11 protein-coding genes and 3 tRNA genes are annotated in these 12,225 nt (G+C 33.0%); 10 read left to right on the top strand and 4 right to left on the bottom strand.

Going from position 1 to position 12,225, the window contains the following annotated elements:
• Positions 1-3: 3 nt before the first annotated feature.
• Both J8L88_RS13635 and J8L88_RS13630 read left to right on the top strand, forming a co-directional pair.
• Positions 4-957 carry a transketolase family protein gene (locus J8L88_RS13635; RefSeq protein ID WP_118386768.1) on the top strand — a complete coding sequence of 318 codons (954 nt, stop codon included), beginning with the start codon at positions 4-6 and terminating at the stop codon, positions 955-957.
• A 171-nt stretch (positions 958-1,128) separates the two neighbouring features.
• On the top strand, positions 1,129-1,746 hold the full coding sequence (locus J8L88_RS13630) for a porin family protein (protein ID WP_027395609.1): 618 nt from the start codon (positions 1,129-1,131) through the stop codon (positions 1,744-1,746).
• A 51-nt stretch (positions 1,747-1,797) separates the two neighbouring features.
• Here J8L88_RS13630 and J8L88_RS13625 read toward each other — a convergent pair whose 3' ends face one another.
• Entirely contained in the window at positions 1,798-3,003 is a 1,206-nt protein-coding gene (locus J8L88_RS13625) for an FKBP-type peptidyl-prolyl cis-trans isomerase (protein ID WP_211060979.1), read from the bottom strand.
• Between the two features lie 91 nt (positions 3,004-3,094).
• Between J8L88_RS13625 and J8L88_RS13620 the strand changes: the two genes are divergently transcribed.
• From J8L88_RS13620 to J8L88_RS13610, 3 genes are read left to right on the top strand one after another with little or no spacing between them, the layout of a single operon-like run.
• Complete coding sequence (locus J8L88_RS13620) at positions 3,095-3,484, top strand: RNA-binding S4 domain-containing protein (protein ID WP_027395608.1); 390 nt, start codon at positions 3,095-3,097, stop codon at positions 3,482-3,484.
• Entirely contained in the window at positions 3,481-4,062 is a 582-nt protein-coding gene (locus tag J8L88_RS13615) for a methyltransferase domain-containing protein (protein ID WP_211060978.1), read from the top strand. Before J8L88_RS13620 ends, J8L88_RS13615 begins: the two co-directional genes overlap by 4 nt.
• A gap of 22 nt (positions 4,063-4,084) precedes the next feature.
• Positions 4,085-4,585, top strand: coding sequence for a phosphoribosyltransferase family protein (locus J8L88_RS13610; protein WP_027395606.1), 501 nt, complete (start codon positions 4,085-4,087; stop codon positions 4,583-4,585).
• Here the strand turns inward: J8L88_RS13610 and J8L88_RS13605 are convergent.
• A complete protein-coding gene (locus J8L88_RS13605; RefSeq protein WP_211060977.1) occupies positions 4,577-5,098 on the bottom strand; it encodes a shikimate kinase in 522 nt (173 codons plus the stop codon). The two genes, J8L88_RS13610 and J8L88_RS13605, sit on opposite strands and share 9 nt — an antisense overlap.
• A gap of 132 nt (positions 5,099-5,230) precedes the next feature.
• On the opposite strand from J8L88_RS13605, the gene J8L88_RS13600 reads away from it, so the two are divergent.
• From J8L88_RS13600 to J8L88_RS13580, 5 genes are all read left to right on the top strand, one after another.
• A tRNA-Lys gene (locus J8L88_RS13600) sits at positions 5,231-5,303 on the top strand.
• Between the two features lie 80 nt (positions 5,304-5,383).
• Positions 5,384-5,456, top strand: a tRNA-Lys gene (locus J8L88_RS13595).
• Positions 5,457-5,525: 69 nt separating this feature from the next.
• Positions 5,526-5,609 (top strand) — tRNA-Leu (locus tag J8L88_RS13590).
• Positions 5,610-5,849: 240 nt separating this feature from the next.
• Positions 5,850-6,233, top strand: a complete 384-nt coding sequence (locus tag J8L88_RS13585; protein WP_027395604.1) for a BlaI/MecI/CopY family transcriptional regulator — start codon at positions 5,850-5,852, stop codon at positions 6,231-6,233.
• Entirely contained in the window at positions 6,226-7,557 is a 1,332-nt protein-coding gene (locus J8L88_RS13580) for a M23/M56 family metallopeptidase (protein ID WP_211060976.1), read from the top strand. The genes J8L88_RS13585 and J8L88_RS13580 overlap by 8 nt, the downstream gene beginning before the upstream one ends.
• Before the next feature lie 56 nt (positions 7,558-7,613).
• On the opposite strand, the gene J8L88_RS13575 is transcribed toward J8L88_RS13580, so the two are convergent.
• Both J8L88_RS13575 and J8L88_RS13570 read right to left on the bottom strand, forming a co-directional pair.
• Positions 7,614-10,748: a TonB-dependent receptor gene (locus J8L88_RS13575; RefSeq protein WP_247666479.1), complete on the bottom strand. Its 3,135-nt coding sequence runs from the start codon at positions 10,746-10,748 to the stop codon at positions 7,614-7,616.
• Between the two features lie 288 nt (positions 10,749-11,036).
• Positions 11,037-12,212 carry a FecR family protein gene (locus tag J8L88_RS13570; protein ID WP_027395602.1) on the bottom strand — a complete coding sequence of 392 codons (1,176 nt, stop codon included), beginning with the start codon at positions 12,210-12,212 and terminating at the stop codon, positions 11,037-11,039.
• Positions 12,213-12,225: the final 13 nt, after the last annotated feature.

The raw sequence follows: 12,225 nt of genomic DNA, 5'->3' as shown, positions 1-12,225 counted from the left end.
TTCATGAAAAAATATATAGATACAGGAAAAAAAGATACTCGTTCTGGTTTTGGAGCAGGTCTTGAAGTACTTGGAAAAACAAATGAGAATGTTGTAGCACTTTGTGCTGATCTTATCGGTTCTCTAAAAATGGATGCATTTATTGCGAACAATCCAGATCGTTTTTTTCAAATAGGAATTGCCGAAGCTAATATGATGGGAATCGCAGCTGGGTTAACTATTGGTGGTAAAATACCTTTTACTGGAACTTTTGCTAATTTTTCTACTGGTCGAGTTTATGATCAAATTCGTCAATCCATTGCCTACAGTGGTAAAAATGTAAAAATCTGTGCTTCCCATGCTGGTTTAACACTTGGAGAAGATGGTGCAACACATCAAATTTTAGAAGATATTGGGTTAATGAAAATGTTACCAGGTATGGTAGTAATTAACCCATGTGATTATAATCAAACTAAAGCAGCTACAATTGCAATTGCTGATTATGAAGGTCCAGTTTACTTGCGTTTTGGAAGACCAAAGGTTGCAAACTTTACACCAGAAGATCAAAAATTCGAAATAGGAAAAGCTCTTCATTTACAGGATGGTACTGATGTTACTATTGTAGCTACAGGCCACCTAGTATGGGAAGCATTACAAGCTGCTGAAGCATTGCAAGAAAAAGGAATTAGTGCGGAAGTGATTAATATACACACCATAAAACCACTTGATAATGAAGCTATCTTAAACTCCGTTAAAAAGACTGGTTGTATTGTTACGGCAGAAGAGCATAACTTCTTAGGAGGTTTAGGAGAAAGTGTATCTAGAGTATTAACTCAAAATCACCCTGTCCCACAAGAATTCATTGCTACTAATGACACATTTGGAGAAAGTGGAACTCCTGATCAACTTATGGAAAAATATGGATTAAATGCTGATGCTATCATAAATGCGGCGGAAAAAGTTATCAAAAGAAAATAACATCAGTATTATATTATTTATCAAAGTATATTTTAAAAGTCTTCTGTTTTTACAGAGGACTTTTTTATTAACTATTAGAATAATCCCACCCTATTTTCGTTATAAAAGAAACACTGACCACAACCAAAAATTACAATTAATTATTTATTCATCTTTTAAAACTCATTTAAAATGAAAAACGTAGTAGTGTTTTTAATTCTTTTTAGCTCTTGTGCAATCATATCACAAGAAAAAGGAATAAACTTTGGTGTAAAAGCTGGTCTGAACTATGGGGACAATGGCAAAATAGAATTTAGTGATGTAACCAATGCTGGTGACAATTTACTTTCTGAGAATGCTGATGATCGTGTAGGATATCATATCGGAGTATTTTTAAGAGGAGATATCACTGACAACTTTTATCTTAAACCAGAATTACAGTATACACAAAACAGTAGTTCTTATTCATTTGATAATCGAAAATTAAATTACAATGTAAAGAAACTAGATCTTCCTATTTTAGCAGGGATCTATTTATTAGGCCCTTTACACGTATTTGGAGGACCTTCTTTACAATATATTGTAGATAATGATCTAGAAGATGTTCGACTAAGTGAAGTTAAAAATGAATTCACTGTAGGAGTTCAATTTGGTGTGGGGTTACAGATAAGACGACTAAACATAGATCTTAGGTATGAAAGAGGAATTACCGAAAACCAGGCTCAAACTATTGATGCAAATACAGGACAAACAATTAGGGTTGATTCTAGACCTAATCAATTTATTCTAAGTTTAGCATTGGACTTATAATTTCATTTATAAAAAAAACTCCGGTAAAATTACCGGAGTTTTTTTTATAAATTAATCATCTCTAGATGCTGTATCATCAGTATCGAGATAGTTCGGAATTCCATCTCCATCAGTATCATCATTTGTTGGATCTCCATCTCCAATATCATTTGTTGGATCTCCATCTCCATCTCTATCTACAGTTAAATCTGTATCTGGTTCTAAATCTTCATCTATTGTTAATGTTCCATCTCCATCATCATCTGGATCTAAATAATCAGGAAAACCATTACCATCTGTATCATCATCCGTATCAAAAACCAACCTATCTCCATCAATATCTTCCAAATATGAAGGAACGCCATCATTGTCGTGATCTGCTTCTACACTTCCGTACAACTGAACACTAAATATTAAAGGTGCATATTGTGGTATTCCATTTTGCGGTTCTGCAAAATACCCTAAACCAGATGGCATAAAAACTGTAAAATTACCAAAATCCATATTATAACTAACAGTACCATCACTGTTCTCCATAAATCCCGATGCTCCTTTGAAATCTACCACTGCTTCTCTAAAACCTTCTACAACGTTTACTAAATCAAACCATACTGGAGTTACTGCGCTATCAAACACTCTTCTCCTAGGATTATTATTATCTACAGGATCATTTTCATCTATTACACCATCACCATCAGAATCTGAAGAAGTTGGATTATTATCAATATCACTATCATCAGCAATACCATCGCCGTCACTATCTGTTTTAGTAACAGAATCATCTACCGTATCAGGTTCTCCATCTCCATCTGCATCTACATCCCCATCATTAGGAATTCCATCTCCATCATCATCTTCGTAATCATAAAAAACCTCTCCGGTATAAGTTACAAATGTAGAATCTGCAAACTGTGTTTGGCGTTCAGTAGCCACTCCATTATCATATTTAAGCATGTACAATGTATACGAAACCTCTGTATCCATATTGGTAACTGTCTTAGTTTCCAAAAGTCCAGAATCCCAAATAGATGTTTGACCACTATTAACTCCTGCAATGGTATCAAACTGCACAGTTTGGAAATCAGGATTTGCATCATTATCTACCAACGTAAAAAAATGCGTTTTTAGATAATCCTGTATTATTGGATCTTCATCAGCCTGTTGTTCTGCTTCATCTCTTGGCGGAACACTAATAATACCATCATCGTCATCATTATTACAGGCATATAAGGCTGCCACAACAACACCTGCGGCAAAAATATATCTTCTTACATTCATCTGATTGCTTTTTTGAAGGCGCAAGATACAATTTTCTTGTACTTTTGCTCAACTATTATTATAGATAAAACGCATTTTTTAATCATTTTTTATGCGAGTTGATAAATATTTATGGTGTATCAGATATTTCAAGACGCGTAGCATTGCTACCAAAGCTTGTAAAGAGGGTAAAGTAAGAGTGAATGGCGATATTATAAAACCATCACGAGAAATCTACCCAACTGATAAAATTACAGTTCGAAAAAACCAGGTTAACTATGAACTTGTTGTTCTGGACACACCAAAAAGTCGACTTGGCGCTAAGCTAGTCGACATATATCGTAAAGACGTCACCCCAACGGAAACGTTGCAAAAACTAGATCTTTTAAAATATTCTAAAGATTACTACAGAAAAAAAGGTGCTGGTAGACCTACCAAGAAAGATCGAAGAGATATTGATGATTGGTTTGAAGAACCTTCTAATAACGATAGTGAGGAATGAAATTAGATTCAAAATTTTGGAATAGAAAATATCGTTCAAATCAAACTGGATGGGACATAGGATATGCATCTCCTCCAATTATCTCATACTTTGATCAGTTAGAAGACAAAAACTTAAAAATATTAATTCCGGGATGTGGAAATGCATATGAGGCTATTTATTTATTTCGGAATGGTTTTAAAAACATCTACATATTGGATTTTGTAAAAGATACTCTTGATAATTTTAAAATAAAATTTCCGGATTTTCCTGTATCGCAAATACTGTATAAAGATTTTTTTGAACTAGAAGATCAATTCGATATTGTTGTAGAACAAACATTCTTCTGCGCAATTCATCCGGACGAAAGAAAGCAATATATTGCTAAGATGAAATCAATTTTAAAACCAAATGGAAAATTAGTTGGTCTTCTTTTTAATATAGAATTTGAAAAATCAGGCCCTCCATTTGGAGGTACTAAAAATCACTATCAGGGGTTATTTTCACAACATTTCAAAATTAACACATTAGAAAAATGTTATAATTCCATTCTACCACGCAAGGATAACGAACTCTTTTTTATCTTTGAAGTCAATTGAAAAAAACATAACTCCAGTTAGAATGCAAGCCGAAGACAATATCATCCTTACTCACGAACAAATACAACATAAGATTAAACGTATAGCATACCAAATCTATGAAACCAATGTAAATGAAAAAGAAATTGTTATTGCTGGTATTGCTAGTAATGGTTATATTTTTGCTCAACGTCTAAAAGCAATATTAGATGAGGTTTCTGATATTGATATTACTTTATGTGAAGTAACTATGGATAAATCTTCTCCACAAGACACTGTTAAAACCTCCATTTCTGCTTCGGATTATAAAAACAAATCACTTGTTCTTGCAGATGATGTGCTTAATTCTGGAACAGCTTTAGTGTATGGCGTCAAACATTTTTTGGATGTACCACTAACAAGGTTTAAAACAGCCGTTCTTGTTAATCGTAATCATAAAAAATACCCTATAAAAGCTGATTTCAAAGGAATTTCACTTTCTACATCACTACACGAACATGTGAATGTAACTTTTGGGGAAAATGATCTGGCTATACTAGAATAAAACATTTTGTATTTCCTTGACAACTTCTTGAATGGTCTTATTATCAGTAGAAACAGTATACTCCGCTTGACTATAATAAAAGGAACGTTCAAAAAGATGTTTACGAACAAAGTCCTTAAGATCCTCTTTAGTTGATATATGAGCTATTAAAGGACGTTTTTCTTTCTCTAAATAGAGTCGATCCACTAATTCTTCTAAAGAAGTTTTCAGGTATACACTTTTAGCGTTTTCATTTCCTTTAATGATCTCAAGGTTTCCAGCAAAACAAGGAGTCCCTCCTCCTAAAGAAATAATATGATTATTTTTTGTTTCTAATACTTGTTTTAGATACTCATTTTCTTTTTTTCTAAAGTATATCTCGCCATTATCTTCAAAAATTTGACCAATTGATTTTTTTTCTTGATTTTCTATAAAATCGTCAAGATCGAGACATTCCATTTTTAATTTAGAAGCTAAATCCCTGCCAATAGAGGATTTACCGCAACCCATATATCCTAATAAAATAATATTCATAAAGTAAAAACTAGGTTATTTATGCCTAAAAAAAAGGGCATTTAAAATAAAACGTAAATTTATATTAAATTCTTCTTGAAAAATAAATTATTGATAGTATATTTGCACCCGCATTCAAGGAAAAAGAATGATGACCGGGTAGCTCAGTTGGTAGAGCATCTCCCTTTTAAGGAGAGGGTCCTGGGTTCGAGCCCCAGCCCGGTCACAAATACTGAATAATTATGAGGTATTACTGATTATTTATTCTATAGTTCTTTAAAATATATGATAATTTAATTTATCAATGACCGGGTAGCTCAGTTGGTAGAGCATCTCCCTTTTAAGGAGAGGGTCCTGGGTTCGAGCCCCAGCCCGGTCACTAAAAAGTATCGCAATTCCCCTGTGATACTTTTTTAGTTTTACACTATATTGTAAAATAAATTATATTGCCCAGGTGCTGGAATTGGTAGACAGGCATGGTTGAGGGCCATGTGTCCATTAGGGCGTGCGGGTTCGACTCCCGCTCTGGGCACTTTTCTTCTTTACCACATTAAATTCGAGTAAACTTTCAAAAATCAATTCCTATAGTTCATCATCTGTATAAGTAATGATTATAGACAAGATACTTACACTTCAATAATTAAAACACAAGCCTTCCTAATTATATTAAAAAGCTAATAGCTAGAACACAAACAACATATCAATTATTATAAAAATAGTTTATTTACTATATTTATAGTAATATTACTAAAATTATAGTTACATTAGCAATATGAAAGACTTAACAAAAGCAGAGGAACAAATTATGAGATACTTATGGAAGCTTGAAAAAGCGTTTCTAAAAGATATCGTAGAGCAATTTCCAGAACCTCGCCCTGCTTATACTACCATATCAACGGTGATCAGAACCTTAGTGACCAAAAAATTCATAAGTTTTAACACCTACGGAAGAATAAAAGAATATTACCCACTCATATCTAAAGAAGTTTATTTCAAAAATCATTTTAAAGGTGTTGTAAAAAATTTCTTTAGTGGTTCTATAAGCAAATTTGCCATGTTTTTCACAAATGATGAAGATTTGAATGTTAAAGAACTAGAGAACATGAAACAATTTATAGAAGAAAAAATTGAAAAATTGAAAAAAGAAAATGAGTAATATTTTAACATACCTGTTTCAAGCTAGTTTTTGTTTAGCCATACTATACTGTTCTTATTATTTATTCTTTAGGAGATTAACTTTTCATAAGATTAATAGAATAGTATTACTCCTATTGATACCTTGTTCTTTAGGTATTCCGTTACTAAATCAAATAGAATTCACTATAACCAACGAAACTATAACAATCCCGTTTTTTAATGAACTTCTACCGATAGATCAACCAGCAACAGAAGTTGTTTTGCTGGAAAAGCCACGCTCCGAAGAAAAGAATTATCTGACTAATCTTATTTCATTAATGTACATCTTGGGTTTCTTTATAGCACTATTTCGATTATCTCTATCTGCAATACAACTTTATAGAATAAAGAAAAAGTCCAATATATTTTCGAAAGATGGATATCGCTTTGTTACAACAGATACTCCTCATATATTCTCAAGTTTCGGCTGGATTTTTATTCCAAACTATAAAACAAATGAAATTGCCTCAGCTGTTATAGAACATGAAAAAGCACATATTAAGCTATGGCATACAGCAGATTTAATACTTACAGAAATATATGTTGTTATATTTTGGTTTAATCCATTCTCTTATTTTTTCAGAAAATCAATACGATCTGTTCACGAATTCCAAGCAGATAGCTTTGTTCTAAATACCCAAATAAAAAAATCTTATTATCTAGAACTCCTTATCAATACGTTACAAACCAGACAAACAAAAAAATTACATAGTTATTTTAATCATTCATTAATCAAAAAACGAATAGACATGATCACGAAAACCAATTCTAATCAAAAAAGTATTTTTAGATACATCTTATTATTACCAATTTTCATGATACTCTTAACAGCATTTATAAAACCTAAATTTGATGATAAGAATATTGTGGATAATATTATAGATGAAGAAATCAAGGTCGAAATTCCACCTTCGATATTTCCAATCGAAAATGGTTCAAAAGATAACATTACTGCGGTTTATGGAAAAACCCATAAACACCCTCTTTTAAAAAAGAAAGTAATTCACAAAGGAATAGATATCCGAGCTAAAATTGGAACTTCAGTATTAGCTACTGAAGATGGAACAGTTTCTGTAGCAAAGGATAAAGGGAATTGGGGAAATTTAATTGTTATTACCCATGCTAACGGTTATGAAACTTGGTACGCTCACTTAGACAGTTTCGAAGTAACAGAAAATCAAAAAGTAAACAAAGGGCAAGTTATTGGAAAAAGCGGAAACACAGGCCTTTCTACTGGCCCTCATCTTCATTATGAGGTAAAACTTAATGGAAAAAACATGGATCCAATGGATTACTTAAAATAAAAAAAGTAGGCAAGGATATCCTAATCCTTGCCTATGCTTTTACAAAATGTTCTTATCTAAAGACTAAAATTAATTCTTGCAAATAAAAACCTACCTGAATATCCAAACTGAGAAGTTCTTCTGGAGTACACAAATTGATCACCCGCTGTTCCTCCTGCTCTATTTTCATCAGGATACACATCTAACAAATTATTAGCTCCAATCGTAATATTTAGATTTTCTAAAACTTTTGCAGAAAATGAAAGATCTGTAACCACTTTTCCTCCATACACCGCATCATCACTAACTACAGTTCCATCTACTCTTGGGTCTCCATTAAAATCATCTGGATCCGTAACTTCTCCAAAGAATACGTTTCTAAGTAAAATATCATACCGCCCAAAAGATAGAGCATTGGTTAGACTCAGCTTGGTTCTTGGTTGCGCTAATGTTAAAAAAGCTTCTTCTTGCCCATCAAAAAAACTTCCACTTTCTCCTGCCGCAGCAATTCTTTCTGGAACCCTTATATCTTCTACTTCAGTCTTAGCAAATGTGGCGGAAAGATCATTTTTAAGTATCATATCCTCTCCAATATTCATTTTATGTGCCACCACTACATCTATTCCTTGTGATTTTGTATCTATTGCATTAACAAAGAATCGAGCACTAGTTGCCCCTGCATCTTCAAAAATCTGCGTTAATTCAGGATCTCCTCCATTTCCAAAACTACCGCTATACACAATCCTATCGTCTATATTAATTAAATATGCATCTGCCGTAATAGTGAAATTTTGAATTTTAGCAGTGAGCCCAAGACTAAAACTACTAGATGTTTCTTCTTTCAATTGTGCTATCCCTATCAATGAAGCTGCTCTACTATTATTAGTAAAAGTTCCTTGTTCAAATGGTTGATTATCTACGAAAACCGTGCTAGTACGGCTAAAAAATTGTTGATGTAAAGATGGTGCTCTAAATCCTGTACTATTTGCACCTCGAACTGAGAAGTTTTCAGTTATTTTATAACGAGTTGCTAATTTGTAATTAAATGTATCTCCAAAATCTGAAAAATTCTCATATCTACCTGCAAGACTTACCAACCATTGTTCTGTAAAATCTGCCTCCAAATCAATGTAACCAGCGATACTATTTCTATATTCATCAGTTTCATTATTAAGATCATAACCTCTAAATACTTGCGAACCTCCTCCAAGAACCGCTCCTGTAAAATTATTACGCACCAAATCTGTTTCTGGAGTAGTACTTGTTACAATATTACCATTAATATCATAACTTGTATAAGACGCTTCTTCTCCAGCACTAATGGTATAATTCTCTACCTTATACTCTGCTCCCATCGCTATATTTAATCCTTTAAAAATATCATCATAGAATCTACCAATATCAAGATTTGTAGTATTCTGCATAAAACTCAAAGCTCCTGCATCGAAACTCCGTGGCGTAGCCACTCCTAGAGTTCCATTACTGGAGTTTCCAACAGTAATATCGAAATTGTTAATCCCATAAGTATTTGAAAAATCCACATTCCATTCATTTACTTTTCCCTTGATACCAACTGCTATTGATTTATCTACAATATCAGTTCCGATAGTTGGTAAGAATCCATTCGGAAACGCTGGAGTATTTGCTCTACCGTCTGCTTGTGCCGGTCTTCTATAAAACCCAGATGCTAAACCTTCTCGATAGCTAATCCCTCCGAAACTGTAGAATTCTGCATCTTCTCCAAGGGGAATTGACATATTAGCAAAGAACTTCCCTTCTCGTAATTTAGCTGTTCCTACTTTAAATCTAAAATCAGTACGTGTTAATCCTCTCGCTGATAATTCATCCTCATCTGCATCAAAATCTAATAGCGTCCTGAACGTATCGATATCAGCTGGATCACTAACATCCAATGCCGCGATCTGATCCTTCGTTACTTGATCTAAATAAGAAATATCCTGTGAAGCTGTTTGATAATCAACTAATGTCATTTCTGCAACATTTCCTCCGTTAGCAGCAAAAATACGTTCTGCTCCATGGAAACCTCTAAAAATATCTCCTTGATAATCTTTGTTACGTAACGCCGGTTCTCTTGTTGACAATGAACCTGTAAAATTAATAAACCCTCCATTATCGCCTATTGGTAGTCCATAATTAACATCAAGCTTTACTTTTTCTCCATCACTACCTCCATCGAATTGGTTAGAATTCTCACTAAAATTTGCTCCAGTAGTCAATGTAACATCCAATTTATTAGTTCCTTTTTTTAATACAATATTAATTACCCCTGCAATTGCATCAGAACCATATTGGGCAGCAGCACCATCTCGTAATACTTCGATACGCTGAATAGCCGCTGTAGGGATTGCATTTAAATCCGTTCCAACACTACCTGCTCCTACCGTTCCGTTAACATTTACCAAAGCAGTATTATGTCTTCTTTTTCCATTAACTAAAACTAATACTTGATCGGGACCTAATCCACGAAGTGAAGCAGGATCAATATGATCCGTTCCATCAGAAACAGTTTGGGTTTGTGATGTAAAAGATGGTGCTACATAATTTAATATTTCATTTACAGATGTTTGCGGACCTTGCGTTGCTACTTGCGTAATATCAATTACATCAATAGGCACTGCGGTCTCTGTTGCAGTACGACTAGGATTTCTAGATCCTACAATCACAACATCATCCAATTGAGCAGAAGCATCTTTTAAAGCCACAGAAATAAAATCTTTTCCCGTAACATCAACTTCCACAGTTTCAAAACCTATATAAGAAATAACGAGTATACTATTATCATCTGGTATATTGATTATAAAATTTCCTTCAAAATCTGTCTGTGCGCCTATGGTAGTCCCTTTTACCAATACATTAGCTCCAGGAAGCGGACTCTCATTAGAATCTTTTACATTACCTTTTATCTCTCGAATAATTTTAAGTTTTTCTTTTATATCCGGAGCTTTCTTCAATACAATTTGTTTCTCTATAATTGAATAAGAAATATCTGTATTTTCAAAAAGCATAGATAATACTTCTTCGATGGTTCCCTTTTTTACCTTAATAGAAGTTTCTTGATTTAGATTGACTTCATCATTGATATAGAAGAATTTATACGAAGTCTGATTTTTAATCTCTTCTATTACATTAGCAATAGTTGTTTGCTCTAAATTAAGTTCTATTTCGCCCTGCGAAAAGCCGGATGTTGCCATCAGTTGAAAGATGGAAAAACAAAATAAAACTAATGTAAGCCTCATTCTTAAAACGATTGATTTGTGCGCTAGGTGTGAAAATAGCGTACGGTTACCCTTTTTTTTCATAATTTTGAAAAGTTTGGTTGTTAGTACTCAGTTAAATAATAATCAGACCATAAGGGAAGTGTTGCAGCACTTCCTTTTTTTTATGGTTTGATTTTAATCTTCATATATCATACAGAACTTATCAAATTCTCTGTACTACTTACATCTTTTGATAAGTCCTGAATGATTATTGCCTCTTAGCTATGGGGCGATGACAATTTTTTTATTTTCTATTTCATAATTAAAATTTATCGTCTTAGAAAATACATTAAGAATCTGTTTTACATTTTCCGTATCAAATTCTCCAGTAAATCTAGTATTATTCAATCTTTGATTTGTACTTATAATTTCTACATTATACGTTCTTTCTAATCTCTTAATTACCTCGGCGAAAGATTCATTATGTATGATCATCTTTTTCTGCATCCATGATGTAAAGAGTATAGTATTCACTTTCTTTTTTGCAATCAGCTCGTCACCCTTAGAATAAACCGCTTGATAATTTGGTCTCAGCTTCAATTCCTTTAATTTATTTTTAGCATTTATAGCAACCGAACCTTCAACCAATGTTGTTTTAATAGTTGAATCCTCAGCATAAGAGGATACATTGAACTTTGTCCCTAAAACTTTTACATCCATCTCTTTAGTTTTTACTATAAATGGTTGTGCTTTATTCGTAGTTACATCAAAAAATGCTTCACCTTCGAGATACACTATTCTATTAACCTCTTTGGCTATAAAGTTCTTAGGAAATTTTAGTTTACTATCGGCATTCATCCAAACCTTTGTTCCATCAGATAAACTCAATTGAAAAATTTCACCTTTAGGAATAGAAATCTCTAAATACTCTATTTCCTCTAAATCTTTAGCATTATCCGAAATAACTAACTTATCCCTATCTTTTTTACCAATCATACTACCATTAGCAGTTATAACATCAGACAGACTATTGATATCTATATACGTTATTGTTCCATCTTCTTGTACAATTTTGATCTTATCATCTCTTACTGTTTCAGTAGATACTAAATCTTCTACATTATCTACATTGGATGGGTTTAATCTACTTAAGTAATATCCTAATACTAGAACCCCTATAAGTATAGCTGCATATCGAAATACTTTTTTTAGAGTCTTTAATGTGATAACCTTACGCTCTTCTAATTCTTTTTCCTGTATCGAATTTAAAAACCGATTAAAAGCCTGATCAGAGTTTACAGAAATATCTTTACTAGAAGCATGCCATTGCGCAACTTTTTTCTCAAAAACATCTCGATGCTCTTGTTTCTGTTGTAGCCATTGTTTTAAAGTTTCTTTCTCCGAAGAAGAAATACTTCCTTCTAAATACTTCTTAATTATTGTTAAATAATTATCCATTCTTCTACATTTC

It is taken from the genome of Aquimarina sp. MMG015 (assembly GCF_018100855.1).
GTDB lineage: Bacteria > Bacteroidota > Bacteroidia > Flavobacteriales > Flavobacteriaceae > Aquimarina > Aquimarina latercula.
This window is presented reverse-complemented; position numbering and strand designations above follow the sequence as displayed.